The sequence below is a fragment of the Paenibacillus aurantius genome (genome assembly GCF_032268605.1).
Lineage (GTDB): Bacteria > Bacillota > Bacilli > Paenibacillales > NBRC-103111 > Paenibacillus_AO > Paenibacillus_AO aurantius.
In genome coordinates this window covers 2,395,225-2,415,936 of record NZ_CP130318.1, presented here as the reverse complement: position 1 = coordinate 2,415,936, position 20,712 = coordinate 2,395,225, and the positions used below count along the sequence as shown (strand labels likewise).

Annotated in this window: 24 protein-coding genes and 1 other RNA gene; 4 read left to right on the top strand and 21 right to left on the bottom strand. The window is 54.6% G+C overall.

Annotated features, from left to right (window positions below):
• Positions 1-7: 7 nt before the first annotated feature.
• The gene (locus tag MJA45_RS10880) at positions 8-1,330 is read right to left on the bottom strand and encodes an ABC transporter substrate-binding protein (protein ID WP_315607277.1); all 1,323 of its coding nucleotides are present in this window, start codon (positions 1,328-1,330) and stop codon (positions 8-10) included.
• A gap of 172 nt (positions 1,331-1,502) precedes the next feature.
• Here MJA45_RS10880 and MJA45_RS10875 point away from each other — a divergent pair, with 172 nt between their 5' ends.
• Complete coding sequence (locus tag MJA45_RS10875; protein ID WP_315607276.1) at positions 1,503-1,991, top strand: hypothetical protein; 489 nt, start codon at positions 1,503-1,505, stop codon at positions 1,989-1,991.
• Between the two features lie 111 nt (positions 1,992-2,102).
• Here MJA45_RS10875 and MJA45_RS10870 read toward each other — a convergent pair whose 3' ends face one another.
• Positions 2,103-3,425 carry a PhoH family protein gene (locus MJA45_RS10870; protein WP_315607275.1) on the bottom strand — a complete coding sequence of 441 codons (1,323 nt, stop codon included), beginning with the start codon at positions 3,423-3,425 and terminating at the stop codon, positions 2,103-2,105.
• A gap of 131 nt (positions 3,426-3,556) precedes the next feature.
• Here MJA45_RS10870 and MJA45_RS10865 point away from each other — a divergent pair, with 131 nt between their 5' ends.
• A complete protein-coding gene (locus tag MJA45_RS10865) occupies positions 3,557-4,081 on the top strand; it encodes a YhcN/YlaJ family sporulation lipoprotein (RefSeq protein WP_315607274.1) in 525 nt (174 codons plus the stop codon).
• Between the two features lie 61 nt (positions 4,082-4,142).
• Here MJA45_RS10865 and MJA45_RS10860 read toward each other — a convergent pair whose 3' ends face one another.
• The 7 genes from MJA45_RS10860 to MJA45_RS10830 form a co-directional block, all read right to left on the bottom strand.
• Entirely contained in the window at positions 4,143-4,595 is a 453-nt protein-coding gene (locus tag MJA45_RS10860; protein WP_315607273.1) for a pyridoxamine 5'-phosphate oxidase family protein, read from the bottom strand.
• 74 nt (positions 4,596-4,669) lie between these two features.
• Positions 4,670-4,945: a hypothetical protein gene (locus MJA45_RS10855; RefSeq protein ID WP_315607272.1), complete on the bottom strand. Its 276-nt coding sequence runs from the start codon at positions 4,943-4,945 to the stop codon at positions 4,670-4,672.
• The gene (locus MJA45_RS10850; RefSeq protein ID WP_315607271.1) at positions 4,942-5,379 is read right to left on the bottom strand and encodes a hypothetical protein; all 438 of its coding nucleotides are present in this window, start codon (positions 5,377-5,379) and stop codon (positions 4,942-4,944) included. The genes MJA45_RS10855 and MJA45_RS10850 overlap by 4 nt, the downstream gene beginning before the upstream one ends.
• Position 5,380: 1 nt before the next feature.
• Entirely contained in the window at positions 5,381-5,659 is a 279-nt protein-coding gene (locus tag MJA45_RS10845; RefSeq protein WP_407083123.1) for a YlaH-like family protein, read from the bottom strand.
• A gap of 24 nt (positions 5,660-5,683) precedes the next feature.
• The gene (gene typA / locus MJA45_RS10840) at positions 5,684-7,525 is read right to left on the bottom strand and encodes a translational GTPase TypA (RefSeq protein WP_315607269.1); all 1,842 of its coding nucleotides are present in this window, start codon (positions 7,523-7,525) and stop codon (positions 5,684-5,686) included.
• A gap of 121 nt (positions 7,526-7,646) precedes the next feature.
• Positions 7,647-8,135, bottom strand: a complete 489-nt coding sequence (locus tag MJA45_RS10835) for a hypothetical protein (protein ID WP_315607268.1) — start codon at positions 8,133-8,135, stop codon at positions 7,647-7,649.
• A 171-nt stretch (positions 8,136-8,306) separates the two neighbouring features.
• Positions 8,307-8,960: a TerC family protein gene (locus MJA45_RS10830; protein ID WP_315607267.1), complete on the bottom strand. Its 654-nt coding sequence runs from the start codon at positions 8,958-8,960 to the stop codon at positions 8,307-8,309.
• A gap of 94 nt (positions 8,961-9,054) precedes the next feature.
• On the opposite strand from MJA45_RS10830, the gene MJA45_RS10825 reads away from it, so the two are divergent.
• Entirely contained in the window at positions 9,055-9,357 is a 303-nt protein-coding gene (locus MJA45_RS10825; RefSeq protein ID WP_315607266.1) for a 4a-hydroxytetrahydrobiopterin dehydratase, read from the top strand.
• 145 nt (positions 9,358-9,502) lie between these two features.
• Here MJA45_RS10825 and MJA45_RS10820 read toward each other — a convergent pair whose 3' ends face one another.
• The 7 genes from MJA45_RS10820 to MJA45_RS10790 all read right to left on the bottom strand — a co-directional run bounded on the left by MJA45_RS10820 (position 9,503) and on the right by MJA45_RS10790 (position 14,111).
• Positions 9,503-10,165 carry a tRNA sulfurtransferase gene (locus MJA45_RS10820; protein WP_315607265.1) on the bottom strand — a complete coding sequence of 221 codons (663 nt, stop codon included), beginning with the start codon at positions 10,163-10,165 and terminating at the stop codon, positions 9,503-9,505.
• On the bottom strand, positions 10,159-10,704 hold the full coding sequence (locus MJA45_RS10815; RefSeq protein ID WP_315607264.1) for a THUMP domain-containing protein: 546 nt from the start codon (positions 10,702-10,704) through the stop codon (positions 10,159-10,161). The genes MJA45_RS10820 and MJA45_RS10815 overlap by 7 nt, the downstream gene beginning before the upstream one ends.
• A 42-nt stretch (positions 10,705-10,746) precedes the next feature.
• Positions 10,747-11,889 carry a cysteine desulfurase family protein gene (locus MJA45_RS10810; protein WP_315607263.1) on the bottom strand — a complete coding sequence of 381 codons (1,143 nt, stop codon included), beginning with the start codon at positions 11,887-11,889 and terminating at the stop codon, positions 10,747-10,749.
• Between the two features lie 78 nt (positions 11,890-11,967).
• Positions 11,968-12,648 (bottom strand): lytic transglycosylase domain-containing protein, encoded by a 681-nt coding sequence (locus MJA45_RS10805; RefSeq protein ID WP_315607262.1) that lies wholly within the window; start codon positions 12,646-12,648, stop codon positions 11,968-11,970.
• Between the two features lie 177 nt (positions 12,649-12,825).
• The gene (locus MJA45_RS10800; RefSeq protein ID WP_315607261.1) at positions 12,826-13,236 is read right to left on the bottom strand and encodes a hypothetical protein; all 411 of its coding nucleotides are present in this window, start codon (positions 13,234-13,236) and stop codon (positions 12,826-12,828) included.
• Positions 13,237-13,260: 24 nt separating this feature from the next.
• On the bottom strand, positions 13,261-13,476 hold the full coding sequence (locus MJA45_RS10795; protein WP_315607260.1) for a DUF1540 domain-containing protein: 216 nt from the start codon (positions 13,474-13,476) through the stop codon (positions 13,261-13,263).
• A 134-nt stretch (positions 13,477-13,610) separates the two neighbouring features.
• The gene (locus tag MJA45_RS10790) at positions 13,611-14,111 is read right to left on the bottom strand and encodes a YpuI family protein (protein WP_315607259.1); all 501 of its coding nucleotides are present in this window, start codon (positions 14,109-14,111) and stop codon (positions 13,611-13,613) included.
• A 194-nt stretch (positions 14,112-14,305) separates the two neighbouring features.
• On the opposite strand from MJA45_RS10790, the gene MJA45_RS10785 reads away from it, so the two are divergent.
• On the top strand, positions 14,306-16,189 hold the full coding sequence (locus MJA45_RS10785; protein WP_315607258.1) for a S8 family peptidase: 1,884 nt from the start codon (positions 14,306-14,308) through the stop codon (positions 16,187-16,189).
• A gap of 99 nt (positions 16,190-16,288) precedes the next feature.
• Here MJA45_RS10785 and rnpB read toward each other — a convergent pair.
• The 5 genes from rnpB to rpoD all read right to left on the bottom strand — a co-directional run bounded on the left by rnpB (position 16,289) and on the right by rpoD (position 20,686).
• Positions 16,289-16,709, bottom strand: an RNA gene (rnpB, locus tag MJA45_RS10780) — RNase P RNA component class A.
• A gap of 78 nt (positions 16,710-16,787) precedes the next feature.
• Complete coding sequence (locus MJA45_RS10775) at positions 16,788-17,903, bottom strand: Nif3-like dinuclear metal center hexameric protein (RefSeq protein WP_315607257.1); 1,116 nt, start codon at positions 17,901-17,903, stop codon at positions 16,788-16,790.
• Positions 17,879-18,637, bottom strand: coding sequence for a tRNA (adenine(22)-N(1))-methyltransferase (locus tag MJA45_RS10770; RefSeq protein ID WP_315607256.1), 759 nt, complete (start codon positions 18,635-18,637; stop codon positions 17,879-17,881). Before MJA45_RS10770 ends, MJA45_RS10775 begins: the two co-directional genes overlap by 25 nt.
• A gap of 2 nt (positions 18,638-18,639) precedes the next feature.
• Positions 18,640-19,464 carry a hypothetical protein gene (locus MJA45_RS10765; RefSeq protein ID WP_315607255.1) on the bottom strand — a complete coding sequence of 275 codons (825 nt, stop codon included), beginning with the start codon at positions 19,462-19,464 and terminating at the stop codon, positions 18,640-18,642.
• A gap of 85 nt (positions 19,465-19,549) precedes the next feature.
• Positions 19,550-20,686, bottom strand: coding sequence for an RNA polymerase sigma factor RpoD (rpoD, locus tag MJA45_RS10760; protein WP_315607254.1), 1,137 nt, complete (start codon positions 20,684-20,686; stop codon positions 19,550-19,552).
• Positions 20,687-20,712: the final 26 nt, after the last annotated feature.

The window sequence follows — 20,712 nt, the reverse complement described above, 5'->3', positions numbered from 1 at the left end:
AAACCAATCAAGAGTCTGATTTGGCCCCATAGAGCTTAGCTATCTGCTCGGCAAAGGTTTTAAGGTCCTTCTCGCCCTTCTCCAGAAGGGCTTTTTCTTTCTGGACCTGGTCCAGCTTCTTGGCCCCGTCAATTTCAAAAGGAAGCACCTTGCCTTCCCGAACCAGCCAAGCGTACGAATTGTACTGCTCGTCTCCCCTAAGCGGAGAGGCTGAATAAGAGGAAAGAAGCACAGGAAGGCTTCCCGCTTTGTTCCAGGTTTGGGTCTCCGCTTCCGGCGACGTCATTTCCTTGATCCAATCAGCCGCCGCCTGAACATGAGTGGACCGGGAAGACACACTGAAGCTTCTCCCCTTCAGCCAGGCACCGGAGCCTTTTCCGGCAAAATTAATCGGCAGAGCGGCCAAAGCCAGCTCTCCCCCTTTGTGCTGGCGGAATTCCGAAATCGTCGTGATCATCGCCGTTATTTTGCCTTCCGCCAGCAGATCCCACGGCTTCCAAGTATCCGACGGAGCGGGATAGTTCACGGAAAAGGTTTTGCTGTTCCAGTTCGCCTCCTGTGGAAGGAGGAAGCTTTGCAGGGCTTTCAGCAAATTCGGGTCGGCCAGCTTCTGCAGCGGATGAGGCGTTTCCGTGGGCTGACTCATCAAGGAGGTCACCATCGAAATCAGAGCCATGTTGTCCGACGGGTCCAAATAGATGCCGTATCGGCCTTCTTCCGGTTTCAGAAAGCTTTTGTTCCACTGGATCATTTCCTCCCGGTTCAGCGGGGCATGCTCCACCTTCCCTTCGGCCGCGGCTTTCTTGTTCCAGATGAGAACATAAGGGTCCACATCCCGCGGAATTCCCCACAGGTAGCCGTTCCATTTCACTTGGTTCATCATGGAAGGAATCCGCTGGCTTTGCTGCTCTGTCGATAAACGATCGTCCAACGGTTTGAGAAAGCCCAGTGCGGCAAATTCCTGAATCCAGGCGTTGTCTAACAGCATAGCGTCCGGTGCTTCCCCCATTTGGCTTGCTTTCTTAAGCTTGGCATAAACCTCGGCCCCCGGAATGTTCTCCAGGGTGATCGTCGTCCCTTCATGAGCTTGCATATATTGAGCGGTCTGTTCCTGCAGAACCTGGAACTCGACAGGCGTCATCGATACCGCCGCTTTGATCGTTTGCCCGGATGCTCCCGCTTCTTTTTTCCCATTAAAGGCAGACCCGTTATCTTTGCCCCCCGTAGCCGCTTGGGGACGAATTCCGGATGAACCCGAAAGCTGCCAGATCAAGAGAACCGATAAGGCCGCGATAATGAGAAGAATGATAGCCTGTTTGCGCTTAGCCAAAGAATCTACTCTCCTTTTGTACACGTTTCCTTTTCCATCATACCAAATTCATCTTTCAATCTCATCCGAAATGAAGGAGGATGGACCTATCCTTTATTTGGCGTTTTTGCTATTGACGAGGGAATGATGGATAATAAGACGAGGGAAAGACGAGTTGGAAAGGAGAAAGCTTATGCGTAAACCTGCCGTAATGATGGACATGCCCGAAGGGAAACAGCCCGGGTTCTACGCCCAGGTGGTCAAAGGCCTGGCGGGAAAAGTAGCCCTCCTGGACCGGGACAAGGAACTTCTGATTCTGGAGAAGGACGAGGACCGCGGACCGGTTCTGGAAGTCTTGAATCATTACAAAATCGCTCACGAAGACATTCCGCTCTATTGGCTGCCGGAGAATGCGACCGTAAGCGGATTGTTCGAAGATTACGGATTCGTCACCCGTTCCGACAACCGCTTCTTATATGCGAAGCTGATTGTCGTCTTTCGGTTTGCCGATGAGCTGCCGACCGAGGCCGAACCCGATCAAGCCGTTCTCCAGATGGAGGAACATTTGATCGCCCGCTGGAACCGGGATGGCTTAGAGTATCTCGCTGCCGACCAACAACAGGCCGAGCTGATGGAGGGTATCGCCCGTGCCTACAAATGCTCACTGGTGATGGGCGACTAAAGCTGCGGAATGCCCTGTTAATGAGAAGAACCTGTACCGGCATATAACAGGCCGATACAGGTTCATTTGATTTCCATTATCGGAAGAGCCGCTCCCTCGCAGCGCTTGGCTCTATAGCAGGTCCGCCGCCAGGTGGGAACGCTCGCCACGCTCCAGCGTAATATGGCCGCTCACCGACTGATCCTTGAACCTCTCCACCACGTAAGTCAAGCCGTTGCTCGAAGCATCGAGGTAAGGATGGTCGATCTGCTCGGGATCGCCCATAAGCACGATTTTGCTTCCTTCGCCTACCCTCGAGACGATGGTTTTCACCTCATGCCGGGACAGGTTCTGGGCCTCGTCAATGATGATGAACTGCCCAGGTATGGACCGGCCCCGAATATAGGTCAGAGCCTCAACCTGAATGCTGCCCATTCCCGCCAGGATCTTCTCGATATCTCCCGGTTTCTTCGTATCGAACAGAAATTCCAGATTATCGTAAACCGGCTGCATCCAAGGCCTCAGCTTCTCTTCTTTCTCCCCCGGCAAATACCCCAGATCCTTGCCCATGGGTACGACCGGGCGGGCGATCAGCAGCTTCTTGTATTTATGCTCGTCTTCGATTTTCATCAATCCGGCTGCCAGGGCAAGAAGGGTTTTGCCGGTCCCCGCTTTCCCCGTCAGCGTCACCAGCGGAATGTCGTCGTTCAGCAGGAGCTCCAGAGCCATTCTCTGCTGCGCATTCCTCGCGCTTATTCCCCAGATGGGGTCGTTGCTCAAGTACAGCGGCTCCAGCTTCCTTCCTTCGGAATCCACCTTAAGAAGAGCGGATTTGGTCGTGCCCATTTCATCCTTAAGGATGACGAATTCATGCGGATGAAGCTGGTACTTCAAGTTCAGGCTCGTCACGCTCAGCTTTCGATAGGAATAAAATTCATCGATAACCGAAGGGTGCACCATCAAAGTCACGCAGCCCATATACATGTCAGGCAAGGGCACGAGGTGATCCGACAGATAGTCTTGGGCGGTGATGCCCAGAACATCGGCCTTAATCCGGACAAGCGTGTCCTTGCTGACGAGGATAACCGGCTTCGGCTCCTCCTTCTCCTGCTCTTCCTGATGATAGTTCAGCGCCACCGCCAAAATCAGGTTGTCATTGTTCAGCTCGCTGAACACATCCTGCATTTTCTGAAAGCTCCGGTGATTGAGTTCTACCTTCAAGGTCCCCCCGCCTTCGAGAGGAACGCCGTCGTAGAGGTGTCCCACGGAACGGAACCCATCCAGCAAACGGGAGACGTAGCGGGCATTCCGCCCTATTTCGTCCGCTAGCCGTTTCTTGGAATCGATCTCTTCCAGCACGACGGCGGGAATGACTACATCGTTATCCTCAAAAGCATAAACCGCTTTGGGATCATGCAGAAGAACGTTGGTATCGAGCACGTAAATTTTCTTCATATGGCTGTCTCCCCCAAGTGCATGACGTATTCAAAGCAAGGGCGGCGGTGACTTGCCACCGCCATACATAGATCAAGCCGGCCAGGACAAACTAGCCTTATCTTAGCCTACTCAAGAAAGGAAGATGAAGCTTGAAGCCCTTGAGACCCTTGAAGCCCATTCTGGTCGGCTTTGCTGCCTTGGTGGTCCTATCCGCCTGTACCCCTACGGTTAAGAACGGAGCTCCTTCCGCCAAGTCTCCCATGAACGGGACCCGGATTCTTTCCCAGGACCCTGCCATTGCCAATGAGGATCCCCGCCAAACGGCCTCCCGTTTGGAGGAACTCGCTTCCCGGCTGCCCAACGTGCAAGGCGTCAACTGTGTGGTTGTCGGCAACACCGCCATAGTCGGAATTAACGTCCCTCCTACGCTCGACCGGGCCCAAGTCGACACCGTCAAATATACGGTAGCCGAAGCATTGAAGAAGGATCCCCGCGGGGTGAATGCCCTCGTGACGGCCGACTTGGACCTCAACCAGAGAATCCGGGAGATGCGGACCGACGTTCAGAACGGACGGCCGGTAGCCGGTTTTGCGGAAGAATTGGGTGACCTGATCGGCCGCATCATGCCTCAATTTCCGCGGGATGTTCAATCCAGAGGCAATATTCCGCAATAAACCGACTCCTTTCCCCAAAAACCTACCCCAAAAAGACAAAAGCCTAGCTGGCAGAATGCAGCTAGGCTTTGTTCATGGCATGAAACACTTGTCCGTCCAATTTCTCGGCGGCACGCTTGTCATAAGTTTTCTCATACTGCGGCTCTACGGAAATGCGCGAGCCGTAGAACATCACGTCGCGGACGGAGGCAACCTCCACCTCCACGCAGGCCAGCTTAATGGGGACTCCATCCAGCTGCTCGGCGACAAGCTTCGCGGTTCCGTTCACCGTGTGAACCGAACCGCCGCCAAAAAACGTGATGGCGGCTTGAGCGTGAGCCTGTACGTTCTGGATGATGCGGGAACGTTGATCCACGGCGAACCGCAGGCGGTCCGGGCCCATGGCATAAACCCAGGAAATCGCGTTGACGCTGGGCGCTCCGGTCTCTGCATCAATGGTACTAAGAAGGACAAACTTCTCTTTCTGGAGCATAGGAAGCTGTTGATCGGTTAAAGCCGTTAACGTTTCCGCCATAGGCAAACCCTCCTTCCGGATGACTACGCTACAAGTATAACACAGTCCGATGCCGGTAAACCAGCAGGCCGGTCCTACTCGTTATACTTCGGATTGGCCTCAATATCCGCCAGAAGCCGTTCGGCCGCCTCCCGATCGAACATCTGAAGTTTCTTCCTTCCATCGGTTTCATATTGAATATGAACCATCGTGTCATCGGTCCGGACCACTTCGAATACTGTCATCTTATGATCTTCCCGCAAAATTTGTTCGAAGAAATCGACGGTTTCCTTCGCGGCCCCGTCATCCGGACGGGCCTCTTGCACCAGTTTGATCTGAAGCCAGTTAAAGAGCGCATCCTGAACGTTCAACTTCCATCCTCCTTGATCAAGAGGACTCGCCTCCCGGAGGCTGTCCATTCTTTCATGCTGGCAAGCCACATTTGCTGAATCGGCGTCCACCCCGTTCGCAGAAGAGCTTGGTCCAGTCCAGCCCGCACCTCTTCTACGGATGGAAGGCGGTCGAGAAAAGCCTCCGCACAAGAGGAGAGAACATAGGAAGACCCGTCAAACTCAATAGGCTTCCCGTTATCCCATTGAAGCTCATGACCAGCCGATCCGCAGACCGAAGGCTCTTCGTCGGAAAGAAGAGTTCCCGCTTTAAAAAGCATGAGCAGGCGCGGATGAATCGACGTGAGCTTCTCCCGGAAAGCAGCGACTTCCTCGACAGGTTCACAAGCAAATCGATCCTTTTCTAGAACAAGAAAGTCCGTCGTATCCGCCGGTGTTAGCCAATAAGTCGTCATCCTACTGCTGCCTCCGCCGATCGGCAAGCCCCGTTATGAAATAACGGATCCGCACGATAAGCATCAAGGAAACGGCAGCGGCCATGCAATAGATGATCGGGAGCCCGATGGTAAACTGAAACAGATACAGAATAAAGGCTCCGAACGCAATCATCAGGTACACGATGAGGTCCTTCAGGATCGGCAGCTTGCGCACCCGAAACACCTTATTGTAGACATATGTCATCAAGCCGTAAATTATGAGGTAAGAAATCAAAGGGTGTGCTCCGAGCCATTCCATGCGGAATCCCTCCCCAGACGGAAATTAAACGTTGGTTTCCGCCATTTTGCGATGCTTCTCGGCACGCTCGCGCTCGTTCTTGTTAAGAATTTTCTTGCGCAGGCGGATCGATTTAGGCGTTACTTCGCAGTATTCATCATCGTTCAAATACTCCAGAGCGCCTTCCAGGCTGTACAGACGAGGGGTCTTCATCTTCACGGTGTCGTCTTTACCCGCCGAGCGGATATTCGTCAGCTGCTTCTCTTTGCAGATGTTCACGATGATGTCATTATCCCGGGTATGCTCTCCCACGATCATGCCTTCGTAAACCTCCGTGCCCGGCTGCAGGAACAGAATCCCGCGGTCCTCGATTGAGAGGATTCCATAAAGGGTGGATACGCCGGTCTCACTCGATACCAGAACGCCTTGATGACGGCCGCCGACGTTGCTTCCATAGTAAGGGCCATAGCTGTCGAAGGCATGGTTCATAACCCCGTAACCACGGGTAAGCGTCAGGAAGTAAGTCCGGTAGCCGATCAGGCCGCGGGCCGGGATCAGGAATTCCAGGCGAACCTGACCGGATCCGTTGTTAACCATGTTAACCATTTCGGCCTTGCGTGTTCCGAGGCTTTCCATAACGGCTCCCATGCTTTCTTCGGGAACATCGATAATCAGGCGCTCGACCGGCTCCATTTTCTGGCCGTCGATCTCCTTGATAATAACCTCCGGCTTGGAAACCTGCAGCTCGAAGCCCTCGCGGCGCATGTTCTCGATGAGAATGCCCAGGTGAAGCTCGCCACGGCCCGAAACGATGAACGCATCCGGGCTGTCGGTTTCTTCGACACGCAGGCTCACGTCGGTCTCCAGCTCATTGTAGAGACGTTCGCGCAGCTTCCGGGACGTCACCCACTTGCCTTCGCGGCCTGCGAACGGACTGTTGTTGACCAGGAAGGTCATCTGAAGCGTCGGCTCATCGATCTTCAGGACCGGAAGAGCTTCCGGCTTGTTCGGATCGGCGATCGTCTCTCCGATGTTGATGTCCTTGATTCCGGCAAGAGCGATGATGTCGCCTGCCCCGGCCTCTTCGACCTCAACCCGCTTCAAGCCCTGGAAGCCGAACAGCTTCTCGATCCGGGCCTGCTTCATTCCACCCTCGCGGGTCATAACGGTTACGGATTGTCCCTGACGGATCACTCCGCGGTTAACCCGGCCGACGGCGATACGTCCCAGATACTCGTTGAAATCCATAAGGGTAACGAGGAACTGAAGAGGCTCCTCGGTGCTTTCGGTTGGATGAGGAATATGCTCGACGATGGTCTCATAGAGAGCTCCCATGTTGTCGTCTTGTTTCTCCGGATCCAGGCTGGAGGTTCCCTGCAGGGCGGATGCGTACACGACCTGGAACTCCAGCTGCTCGTCGTTCGCGCCAAGCTCGATGAACAGATCCAGCACCTCGTCCACCACTTCAGCCGGGCGGGCGTTCGGACGGTCGATTTTGTTCAGGACGACGATCGGCTTCAGGTTCTGCTCCAGCGCTTTGCGCAGAACAAATTTCGTCTGAGGCATGCAGCCCTCGAAGGCGTCCACGACAAGCAGAACACCGTCTACCATTTTCATAATGCGTTCCACTTCACCGCCGAAGTCGGCGTGTCCTGGAGTATCGACGATGTTGATCAAGAAATCCTTGTAATTGATGGCCGTGTTCTTGGCCAGAATGGTGATTCCCCGCTCCCGTTCCAAGTCATTGGAATCCATGGCGCGCTCTTGGACGGCTTCGTTCTCCCGGAAAGTACCGGACTGCTGCAGCAGCTTATCCACCAAGGTCGTTTTGCCGTGGTCGACGTGAGCAATAATAGCGATATTGCGGATTTTGTCTCTTGAATGCATGATGTATTTTCAAACCCTTTCTGGTTGGCTTATCACAAAACAAGCGCCGGACTCAGCGCCGACGCTTGACATTTAAACTTATCATACTGCAAATGGCTGAAAATAGCAAGCACAACCCCGCCTACCAACTCCGGCCGCGTCGCCCGAGAACCATCCACAAGCCGGCCGCGATAAGGAGAAGGGCAATGGCATAGATTCCGATGGCAAAAAGCAAGGTGATTCCAAATAATACGGCGGATATAATCCCAAGTACCACAGCTCCGGTCAAAGCCCCCTGCCCCGCGCCGTTGCGGTCGAATAGGTGGAGCTCGTACAAGCCGACGGCTATCCCAAGCAGGAAAGCGGGCCATAAGTACGCCATCGTTCCCCACCCGAACAAGTTGCAGAAGAGGAACAGAACCGAATAAGTGATCAGCATCCCTCCCGGGACCAGAACGCCCGATGGGAGCACGCGGTTGAAGTACAGATAATGCAGAAGCAGTCCGGCTGCCAGAACGAGTAAAGGCCAGAAGAGGCTGCCGATAAAGCTGAACACGCCCAGTTTCCCGAGAAGAAGCACCACGGCGATGCCAATTAGCAGAAGACCGGCGGAGTAGTTGTTTCTTGCCATCCTTATCCCTCCGAAAGAGACCGAATTCGACATGCGTATGCTTCAAGTGTAGCGGAAAAAGCGGGAAAATGCCAGAAAAAGTCTGACCGTTTATCTCCCTCTCCCCAACTCCTAATCCAACAAAAAAAGCCTGTCCCCCCACGAACCTCGGGGAAGGAACAAGCTTTGGTATCAACCTTTTTTGAGGCGTTTGTTCACGATTCCAAAGGCGATGACGAACAGAGCAAGACCGATAGGCAGCAGCCAGTGGATCATCTCTCCATGCATATAGTGCAGGGCGATCTCGTCTTTCATGAACATTTCTCCCGCCGTGTACCCAAGGATTCCCGCCCCGAGAAAAACAAGCACCGGGTACTGATGAAGAAGACGCATCACGAGGTTGCTTCCCCATATGATAATCGGGATGCTGAGCCCAATCCCTAGAATAATGACGGTAATATTATTCTGAGCGGCTGCCGCAATGGCCAGAACGTTGTCCAGACTCATAACGAAATCCGCCAGAATGATCGTCCAGATCGCTTTCCCCAAGGAGGAAGCTTCCTTTACTTTGGCTTCTCCCTCGTCATCAATCAGCAGCTTAACGGCTATATAGAGCAGCAGGAGGGATCCGGCCGCCTTGATATAAGGCACCTGCAGCAGGCCAACAGCGGCAATCGTTAGGATGAGACGCAGGCCGATGGCACCGACCGCTCCCCACCAAACCGCTTTCTTTCTCTGTTCCAGAGGAAGGTTCTTACTCGCCAAAGCAATGACAACGGCGTTGTCTCCGCTCAGGACGATGTTAATCAGCATAATTTGCAAAAAAAGCAGAAACCATTCCAACATCGGTTAATGACCTCCTGTGTTCGGTGCGGCAAGATAGGGTATATAATGGTATAGCCGTAAGGCTCAGGACAAAGAAAAGGAAGAGGTGACTCCCATGTCCAAACTGTCCGAAGAACAAATCTCGGTCTATCTGGGAAAGCTTCCTCACTGGAAGTACGAGGACAATGCCCTGCACAAGACGTTCGAGCTGGCCGGTTTTCCGGAAGCCATCGATTTTGTGAACCGGATAGCGGAATACGCGGAGAAGGACCGCCACCATCCCGACCTGCTTATCCGTTACCGCAAGGTTACCGTGACGTTAACGACTCACGAGAGCCATGGGGTAACAGGCAAGGATTTTCTGCTTGCCCAACAGATTGAAGACCTAAAGGCCCGAGAGATCCCCTCTCATACGTAACCGGAGCCAAAAGGTTTCAAAAAAAATATCCATTAGCGGAATCAGCAGCATTCTGGTGCCTTATCCGGTAACTTTGTTGGCGAGAAAACCTCTGTATGCGCACGGAAATTAATAGGAAAGCAGAACTTCACTTGCGGATAAGGCACTAGAAATATTCATCAAATTCCTGCTTCTCGTTCCAGCGGATATACAAGGTCTCCGTCCTCTCGGCGGCGGCCTCTTCCGCTTGCTCAAGCCATTCCATTGAAGCCTCCATCCGGTCCAGCACCTTGATGTTCGGATTGGTGGCCGGAGACCTGGGGACAAACAACGTACAGCAGTCCTCGTAAGGGAGAATGGAAATTTCATAGGTTCCAATGTGCTCGGACCAATGGGTAATTTCCGCCTTATCCATCATGATCAGCGGCCGAAGGATAGGAAGCGCCGCCACCTTTCCGATGGCATGGAGGCTGGGAAGCGTTTGGCTCGCCACTTGCCCCAGGCTTTCTCCCGTGATGACCGCTCCCGCCTTGGAACGGGAGGCAAGCCTCTCGGTGATCCGGAACATGGATCGCCGCATCAGCGTGATCATCAGATTTTCCTGCCCCTGATCATTCAAGTTCGTCTGAATGTCGGTAAAAGGAACGAGATGAAGCTTAATCCGGTCGGTATATTGAGACAGCCTCCTCGTAATATCGACGACCTTCTGCTTCGCCCGTTCGCTCGTGTAAGGATAGCTGTGGAAATGGACCGCCTCCACCTCCAATCCCCTTCGCATGGCCAGCCACCCGGCTACCGGGCTGTCTATGCCTCCGGAAAGCATCAGCATGGCTTTGCCGTTGCTGCCGAGCGGATATCCCCCGTGCCGGCAACGGTCCGGGTATACAGATAGACCTCCTCCTGGCGGATGTCCACGTTAAGCTCTATTTCCGGGTTGTGCACATCGACCTTCAAGGATTCCATTCCCCGAAGGATATATCCCCCGACGAGACGGCTAAGCTCATTCGATGGGTAGGGGAACTGTTTATTGGCCCGGTTCACGGAAACTTTGAAGGTGGCCTCCCCTCTTACTTCCGATTTAACCAGGTTCAGCCCTTTGGCGCGGATGGCTTCCAGATCCATCTCGCTTTGGTAAGCGGGACTGTAAGAAACCAGTCCGAAGATTTTGTCCAACCCTTCGGCTATCTTTTCGTACGGCTCTCCGTTCAATTCGATATAGATTCTTCCGAATTCCTGCTTCAGTCCGATCTTAGGGTAAGGAACAAGCAGCGCCTGCAGCTGGTCCTTTAGTTTGCGCTCAAACCGGTGGCGGTTCCTTCCTTTCAAGGTCAGCTCCCCCAGCCGGACGATGACGGCTTCAGGCTGCATCACATTCAACTCCTGTTTACAATGTCGAAGGGCTCGCCCGGTTCAGGCTCTTGCCAGCCTCTTCGTCGTTTCGGCCAGCGAACGAACGAACCGGTCGGCGTCCTCAGGCTTTAAATCGGCGGGGTAGCTGATCCTGAGCCCGCTTGATGCCCTCTCCGGATCCATGCCCATAGCAAGAAGAACCCGGCTCGGGCTGATCTCTCCCGATGCACAGGCGGAACGGGTAGAGATCAGGAAGCCGCGCTCTTCCATGGCGTGAACGGCCACCTCGGCTCTTAGTCCGTCCAAGGTCAAATGGATGACATGAGGAGCCATATCCCCCGGATAGCGGGAACCGGTCAACCGGATTCCAGGAATAGCCTCCAACCCCTTCACCATGCGTTCCCTTAGCTTGTACAGCTTGGCGGTGTTCATTGGCTGGTGCTCCGTTGCGAGCCGAACCGCCTTGGCCATTCCCACGACGAGAGGAACGTTCTCGGTACCCGACCGTCTGCCGGATTCCTGTCCGCCCCCTGTTACGATAGGTGTCAGATGAACCCCATCCCTCACATAGAGAACCCCGGCTCCTTTGGGTCCGTGGATCTTGTGGGCGGAGACGGACAGAAGATCGGCTCCAAGGCCTTGCGGGGACATGTCCAGCTTGCCGATGCTTTGAACCGCATCCACGTGAAAGAGGACGCGGGGATGGTCCCTCAGCATTTTGCCGATTTGAGCGGTTGGCTGGATTCGGCCTGTTTCATTATTGACGTGCATGAGGCTGACAAGTATGGTGTCCTCCCTCAAGGCCTGCCGAATGTCCTCCGCCCGAATCGTGCCCGTTTCGTCGGCTCGCAGATAGGTCACCTCAAAGCCGAGGCTTTCCAGCTGCTTGAAGCTTTCATAAACGGAAGCATGCTCGATCCCGCTTGTAATCAGATGCTTGCCTCTTTCCCGGTATTGCAGCGCAGCGCCTTTGACAGCCAGGTTGTTGCTCTCCGTTCCGCCGGAAGTAAACACAATCTCGCCCGGCCGGCAATGAAGGGCCTCGGCGATAACTTCACGGGCTTTGGTTACGAGCCTTTCCGCCTCCAATCCCAAATGATGAAGAGAGGAAGGATTGCCGTAATGCTTTCTCATTACGTCGGCTATTGTATTCGCCACCTCTTCATGAAGAGGTGTGGTGGCGCAGTAATCCAAATACAGCATAAGTATACTCCCTTGTACGAGAATCGGGCACATAAAAAGAAAAAAAGACCATCGAGTGATCTTTCCTCTCCCTGCTTATTATACTTGATACTTGCCCTTTAAATCCAATACCCGATTGACATAATGCTGCGTTTCCCTAGGCAGGCTTCCGAAATTGGCCCTCAGCTCCGCATCATTCGTAATGCCCAGACGGTCGATCCTTCCGGGTCCGGCATTGTAAGCGGCTAAGGCGGTTCCTTCATTTCCGTTATATTTCTTAAGAAGAGAAGCGAGAAAACGCGTCCCCCCGTCAATATTCTGGCGCGGATCAAAAGAATCCGTTACCCCGAGGCCCCGGGCCGTACCGTCCATCAGCTGCATCAATCCTTTGGCTCCGGCAGACGAAACCGAATCGGCCTGGAAGGAAGATTCCTGGTCGATGACCGCCTTAATGAGAGGCGTGGCTACCCCGTATTTCGCTCCCGCTTCCTCGATAAGCTCATTGTAGGCGGAAGGGGTGCTTTTTTGGTAAGGGGGAAGGCCTGGCTTTAGCAGGGACGGAACGGAACCCGCCGTTTTACCTGTTTCGGCACCCGTCAGAACGGAATAATTCGGGATAGGGGCCGGGCCTGCCGGCATCGGCTCGACCGATGAAGTCTGCAACAGAAGCTGAAGCATACCGGCAAAACCAGCATCTCCGTCAGAAGGGATCTCGCTAGCCGTAGAGCCGGAAGCCCAGTCCATTCGGCTCGTCATCTGCAGCTGCAGCAGTTGTTTCATGATACGCGGATCTATGCTCATGGTTGTCCTCATTTCCTTTGATACCAAAAAGTATATCACGGTCGCCTATAATCTTCCATATCTTTTTGTTGGATGATGTCGAAAAGTTATGAATTATGGGCCGTAAGCCATGCTCTTTAGAACCAAAAGAAAAAAGCAAGCCGGAATGGCCTGCTTTTAAGCATAATACGGAACAAGCATCCAGTAGCTGATCATGGAAACCCCGCCAATGATCATTGCCCAGACGGAACGCTTCCGGGCCCCGCTCGCGTAGGCGATCGCCCCGAACGCCACAGCTGCGATTCCCAGTACGGACGGAATCACGAACAACGAAGCCAGCGCCGTCACAAGCGCCACCCACGACATGGTGACAGCAGCGCGCCCCGCTTCGCGGTCGGTCGTGATTCTTTCCCACCAGCTCCGATCCTCCCGGGCGGAAGTCACGGGAACCTGCCGACGGTTGAACGCGGGAGGAAGGATTTCCGCTGCAAATTCGACATCTTCCTCTTGTTCCCTCTCCCGGTCCCCCAACGTTCTTCGGCCCATTGGATCATCTTGAGAGGCCAAGCCCATCCTGTGCTTTTCCATCCAAAAAGGCCTCCTTGAGCATGGTTACTTTTTCTTCGGTTCGAAGGTGTGGCAGCAGGTGACCGAAGCGGAGGATGCATGATCCTGGTGGTCGGTATCAAAAGATTCTCCGGCAAATTCCTCGTTGTACTGGGCTTTGGAATGCTTGTCAATATCAATCATGATGGCATCGGCCTTGCAGTTGTTTCCTTCTCCCCAGTACGTGCAATTGGCTACGCTGCATTTGACATACGGCTTCATTCTCATCACCTCCCGTCTACAGGTTTCCCTTAATCCCGTGACGGATGCCTGACACATTCCTCCTCCGCTGCCTTTCCCCCTGCTGGGCAAAAAGAAAAAGACGCCTGCTCGGCGTCTTCGGTTTGGCTTATGGATTAAACCTTCTCGCCCTGCATGCGGCGTTGGGTGATGTAGTCGGTCTCGTAGTAGGACAGATCTTCGCGGAGCTCTTCGAAAATTTTGGAAAGCTCGATGGTCAAATCGCGAACCTCGCGGGTAGGCTTCTTGCGGAAGCGGATGGCATCCTGCCCGGTATAGGCGTAGCGTCCGTCTTCGGAATAACACTCGTTCTTAGGATAGAAGAAGCTGTTAACGCAGTTGTGGTACACATCGTAAAGCACCTTCTCGGAATACTCCACATTAAAATTAGGCCTCCGGAGGCTAACCCCAAGCTTCTCGTAAGCCACCTCGCAGAAAACAAGAAGATGACGGGAATCCGACAGATAGCCGCGGTAAAATTCGTCCATAGCCTGATCATTCTCCGAGTTAAGCTGGGAGAGGGACTGGTTGTTAAGGAATTGTTCTAGCTTGCCAATCGCATCCTTCAGTTTCGTTCGGGTGGACTCGCACAAATTTTTTACGTTATAAATAGCCATAAGTAAGACCCTCCTAGGCGGTAGCAATAGTTTCTTTCACAGAGCAGACTATACTGTAATCCTAACATAAATTAAACACAAAAGTAATACGTGAATACAACGATTTCCAAGGCTTCGCCCCTGCATAAAATGCACATGGGTTCCCCAACCTACCCTTAAGAATGAAATAACCAGCCGGTTGGAGGGATAGCAGCATGAAAAAATTCGCATGGTCGGCCATCTTCCTGGCCTTTCTCGGCTTGCTCGTCATACCGCTTGCCACCCGCAACAAAAGACCTGTGCCGCAGCCCGCGCCAAAGCCGCTAAGCGCTGTTCAGGAAATTAAATCCAAGCAGCAGGTTATCGACCGCGACGTCAGCATGACGGACGAGCTGTGCCGCAACCAGTGTACCCTGGACTTCCAGCAGACCGTCGGCCGCATCGCCGCGGAGCCCGACCGTTCCCCGCTCCTCAGCATGAAGGAGATGAAAGCCGCCCATCCCCATATGCAGCAGCTGATCTGGTCGTCCAACCATAGAGAGCTTCGCCAGGGGATCACCGAAGGATCTCTGCCCCCAGCCCTGACTGCCAAAATTCAGCCCTACTTGGATACCGCCAAGAAAACGGCGTCGCAGGGAACCATCTACCGCTCCGAGCCGATCCGACACGACCAGGGCGTTTATTTTGTATTGGGCGTTCCTTCCCAGGATCATAAAGCCGCTTTGGTGGGGGTCATCAAGGAAGACCTGCTCTCCCAGGTGCAGGCCCAGCAGGCCAAAAATTTAAGAACCGTCCCCTATCCGCCCGACAACAACTGGAAGGTCGAAACGGTTCAGCCCCACACGCTGAAGGATAAAGTAGTCCGCCAGCCGGAAGACAATCAGGGAACAAGCCACTACTACAAGAACGAAATCGTCGTCAAATTCAAAACCCCGCCGAGCGACGTGCAGCTGAAGCAGATCCAAGGCGAAATCAAATCCGCCCCCGCCAAAAATCTGGGTTACACGTATGTGTTCGCTACGGACGGCATGGATGCCAAGCAGCTGATGGGCTACTTCCAGAAATGGAATGTCGATTATGCGGAGCCCCACTACCTTTACCTGACGAACGAAGCCGACGGGGACAACCTGGCGGACACGACGGCCGCCCCCAACGATTCCCTTTACTCCAAATACCAATGGAACCTCCCCCTGATCGATACCGAGCGCGGCTGGCAGATCGACAAAGGGAATAAGGACGTCATCGTCGCGGTCGTCGATACCGGAGTGGATGTCAACCACCAGGATTTACAGGGGCGCCTTCTGCCCGGCTATAACGTATTTGACCCGAACACCCCTCCACAGGATGATGTAGGACATGGCACGCATGTAGCCGGCGTCATCTCGGCCCTCGTGAACAACAGCCGGGGAGTGGCCGGCATGACCTGGTACAATCCCGTTATGCCGGTCAAGGTACTCGACAGCTCCGGTGCCGGGAATACGTACAACGTGGCCCAGGGAATCATCTGGGCGGCCGATCACGGCGCCAAGGTTATCAACATGAGCCTCGGCAACTACGCCGATGCGAACTTCCTGCATGATGCCGTGAAATATGCGTACGACAAGGATGTCGTCCTCGTTGCGGCAAGCGGCAATGACAACACCGGCCAGCCCGGTTACCCGGCCGCTTACCCGGAAGTGTTCGCCGTCGCCGCCGTGGATGCGAACCAGCGCAAGGCCAGCTTCTCGAACTACGGCGATTACATCGACGTCGCGGCGCCGGGCGTTAACATCGCCAGCACCTACATGCACAACCAGTACGCCGCTCTATCGGGCACCTCGATGGCAAGCCCGCATGTTTCCGCTTTGGCCGGCCTCATCCGGTCCGTGAATCCGGGGCTTAAGAATACCCAAGTCATGGATATTCTCAGGAATTCGTCCATCGACATCGGCGATAAGGGCAAGGACCCTTACTTCGGGTACGGCCAGATTGACGTGGTCAATGCTCTCAAAATGGCCCGTCAAGGGACGAACGCCGTCGTAAACACCAACATTCCCGCCGCAGCTCCTCGTCCCGCGGAACGAAACGCCCTTCAGCGTCTGCTTGACTGGCTTTTCTAGCCGATCAAACAAAAAACCGTCCCCTGCCGTCTCTGCCTCATGCAGAGCCGTTCAGGTGACGGTTGTTTCTTTGTATACCGGTTCATCCGATAAGGGATAATGAGAAGTTTGCCGTAAGCCGGGTTCTGTACTTCCAGTGGTCCGAACGGGCTATGCGCCCTCCCACCGTTGAAGCGACAATCATCTATCTAGGCCGCACATTGCTGTACGGCTCAAGCGACCAACCCGGACGCGCCTCGGGCTAAGGCTGTGCATCGGGTGCACTGCGTCCCATTAGGTCTTGCTCCAAGTGGGGTTTACCAGGAAAGATGTCACCAAATTTCCTCGTGGTCTCTTACACCACGGTTCCACCCTTGCCTGTGCGCTTATCGGAAGATAAACGCCATCGGCGGTCCATTTCTGTGGCACTATCCTTCAGCTCGCGCTGACTGGACGTTATCCAGCACCCTGCCCTGTGGAGCCCGGACTTTCCTCTCGCGCATGGGACAAGCCCAGCGCCAGCGATTGTCTGTCAAACTTCCCAATCTCAAATGCTAGTATACAAGGAATCCCGATGAAAAACAACCTGCAATGCCTGCCATCCCTGCCATGGAGGAACTTAGACGAAATGGAAAACTTCCGTGTTCACCTCGGAAGCGACCGCCAGCGTGCCGTATTTCTTCTCCCGCAGCTCACCGGCCAAATAGTCGGCGACCTTCGCCTTCATGATCTTCTCTACATTATGGCCCGGATCGAGAAGGCACAAGCCCGCGGCAAGCGCATCCTGCGCCGTATGATAATCGATATCCCCCGTAACGAGGACATCCGCTCCGGCAAAAAGAGCATGGCGCGTATACCGCGCTCCGGAGCCTCCCAGAACGGCCACCTTCTTGATCTGCTTATGGGGATCTCCCACGAGGCGCAGAGCCGGAACGTCGAAAGCCTGTTTGACCTTCTCCGCGAGCTGAGCCAAGGTGACCGGCTCTTGCAGCTTCCCTACGCGGCCGAGCCCGAAGGTTCTGCCTTTAAGATCCATGCTGTACAGATCATAGGCCACTTCTTCATAAGGATGAGCCTTGAGCATGGCCTGGATCACCCGGCGTTCCACGCTTTCCGGAACAATGGTTTCGAACCGGATTTCTTGGGCTTCCTCCCTTTTGCCCGGCTGGCCTATATAAGGATTTGTCCCCTCTCCCGGCAGGAAGGTTCCCGTTCCTTCGATGTTGAAGCTGCATTCCTGGTAAGCCCCGATGGAACCGGCTCCTGCCTGAAAAACGGCACGGCGCACTGCTTCGTGGTGACTGACCGGCACGAAGACGACCAGCTTCTTAAGCTTGTCCGTGTGCAGCTCCTCCAGAGGACTCAAGCCGGTCAGCCCCAAAGCGTCGGCCATCATGTCGTTGATCCCGCCCTCCGCAACATCCAGGTTCGTATGGGAGATGTACACGGCGATATCGTTCTTAATGAGCTTCTCATAGAGCCGCCCGGCCGGGGTATCGGTCTGGATGCTCTTGAGCGCCCGGAAGATGACAGCGTGGTGGGCGATGATGAGATTGGCTCCCACGGCCAGGGCTTCGTCCACGACCTCATCGGTTACATCCAGAGCCACCAGCACCTTCTGAATGTCCTTCTGCAGAGTGCCTATTTGAAGGCCGATCCGGTCCTCCGGCACCGCGTAATGCTTAGGAGCGAGCGTCTCCATCATCCCAATTACCGTTTGTCCCTTGGCAAGCATCGAATGACCTCCTTGATCTCCGCCACTTCCTTCTGAAGCAAGTCCCGCTTAAGCCGGGAGGCGTCCAGTTCCGAGCCCTCCAGCTGCCGGCTGATTTTTCCCAGCTTTTCCACTTCCATAAGCCATTTGCGCTCGAACACGGCGGACCCTTCCTCGATCAGATAAGGTCCCATGGCGAGCAGGCGCTCAGCGCTTAGGGAAACGCCGCGGACGGACCGGGGCTTGTAGAGCTTTTCATTCTCTTCTAACGGAACTGGGGTTCTACCCGCCGTCAGAATTTCATAGATTTTGCCGTCCTCCTCGAGGATTTGCTCGGCTTCCAGCTTCCATCCCTGCTCCACCAGAAAGCGGCGGACGGCTTCCTCCCCCACGTTCGGCTGAAGGATAAGCCGGGAAACGCCCTCCAGCTTATTCAGCCCCTCTGTGAGAATGCTCACGATCAAGCTCCCGCCCATTCCGGCGATGGTGATCGCATCCGCCTCCCCCGGCTCCAGAACCGCCAGGCCGTTTCCTTTGCGGACCTCAATGCGGGCGGAAAGTCCGGCCGCTTTCACTTGCTGGACTGCCGCTTGATAAGGACCTTGGTTCACCTCACCGGCAATCACGGCAGGCGCTACTCCCTTCTGCACCAGATAGACGGGCAGAAGCGCATGGTCGGAGCCGATATCGGCCACCCGCTGACCGGGTAGAACTTGACCGGCAATGGTTTGTAATCGTTTGGAAAGATTAATCATCGTTAAGCAACCCACTCTGTCCATTTTTTTCGTAAGGCAAACAAGCCGATTCCGGCCAACACCAGCTTAGCAAAGAAAGCGAGCTGAAGCCAGTCCTTGGGAACCTCCGTCGCAGCCAGGCCATGGGCCTCCGGCATGAACCAGAGAAGGAACCCGACCAGCAGCAGAACCGATCCGATTTCCTTGCTGCGGAAATGAAACAGCCAGCCGAGCCAGGCCAGAACCAGGCATACGGGAAGCCAGCTCATCTCCAGTCCTGCCATATCAAGATCGGGGAAGCTTTTCTCCAGGAACCACCCGTACAGCAAGGCGAGCCCCACCCAGCCGCAGAAATGAAAGAGCCCGCGCCCCGCGAGGAGCCCCGTCAGCATCCACAGAAAGCTGCACGCGGCCAGAAAAGCGATGACCGCCCAGTCCGGAGCATGGGCCTTTTGGAGAAAGTAAACCCCGCCTGCCAAGAGGGAGACCGCTCCCCCGCCCAATAAAAGACTCGATAGCAGCGGCTTCCGGTCGCGGTATCGAAAGCCCGCCGTGTACAGAATCAGAACCAGCACAGCCAGAACGGCCATTTGCAATGCCGGGGGAAAAGAGTTAAAATGAAAACCAATCAAGCAAAAAAGCCCAATACTTCCGAATATTAGGAGCCAGTGGCGTCCACGGCTTTGGCGGATCCCGGCTTGCGCGGCCTCTCTCATGGATCGGGGCTGCCCGCTGTCCTCTTCGCGATACAAATTAAGCAGAAAGTCGCAGTACTGCTCCGGAAGCAGACGGCTTCTGCGCCAGCGTTCGATTTCTTCCACTATCGTTTGTTTCTTATCCGGATTCATACGTTCCCCCCGGTTTCCCTATCCGTCCTTGGCTTTGTATGGTGAAAAAAATGACCTTTCGGCTAGCAAAAGGTCATCGTTCGTTCTATTCGAGGAAATCCTTCAAACGTTTGCTGCGGCTCGGATGACGAAGCTTCCGCAGGGCCTTGGCTTCGATCTGGCGAATCCGCTCCCGGGTAACCCCGAACACCTTGCCGACTTCTTCCAGTGTGCGGGTCCGTCCATCGTCAAGTCCAAAACGAAGACGAAGCACGTTCTCCTCCCGCTCGGTCAGCGTATCGAGGACATCCTCCAGCTGTTCCTTAAGCAGCTCGTAAGCCGCGGCATCCGCCGGCGCAAGAGCCTCCTGATCCTCGATAAAATCCCCCAGATGCGAATCGTCTTCTTCCCCGATCGGCGTTTCCAACGAAACCGGCTCCTGGGCAATCTTCATGATCTCCCGCACCTTATCCGTGCTTAGATCCATCTCTTTGGCGATTTCCTCCGGCGTAGGTTCGCGCCCCAGCTCTTGAAGCAGCTGGCGGGATACGCGGATCAATTTGTTGATGGTCTCCACCATGTGGACGGGAATCCGGATCGTTCTCGCCTGGTCGGCGATAGCGCGCGTGATGGCCTGCCGAATCCACCAAGTGGCGTAGGTACTAAATTTGAACCCTTTGATATGGTCAAATTTCTCGACGGCCTTGATCAACCCCATGTTTCCTTCCTGGATCAGGTCGAGAAACAGCATGCCCCGCCCTACATAGCGCTTCGCGATGCTGACGACGAGACGAAGGTTCGCTTCGGCCAAACGACGCTTCGCTTCCTCGTCCCCGTTCTCGATCCGCTTCGCCAAATCGATCTCATCTTCGGCGGAAAGCAAGGGAACCCGTCCGATCTCCTTAAGATACATCCGAACGGGGTCATTGATCTTGATTCCGGGAGGAAGAGACAAGTCATCATCAAAGTTAAACTCGTCGTTCTCCTGGTCCTCCCGTTCTCCTCTATCCCGGCCCATCGGCAATTCGTCTTCTTCCGTTTCGTTGCCTACCTCGATGCCAAGCTCCGAGAGCTGCTCGAAGAATTCATCGATTTGCTCGGGATCCTGATCGAAGGGGGCCAGTCTCTCCATAATGTCTTTGTACGACAACGAGAGACGCTTTTTGCCCAGCTCGATCAACTGTTCTTTTACCTGCTCTACCGATTGTTCTGTCTCTAGTCCGGTATGCTGCTCGTTAGCCATTTAAAGCTCCCTCCTCCCGGAATGTC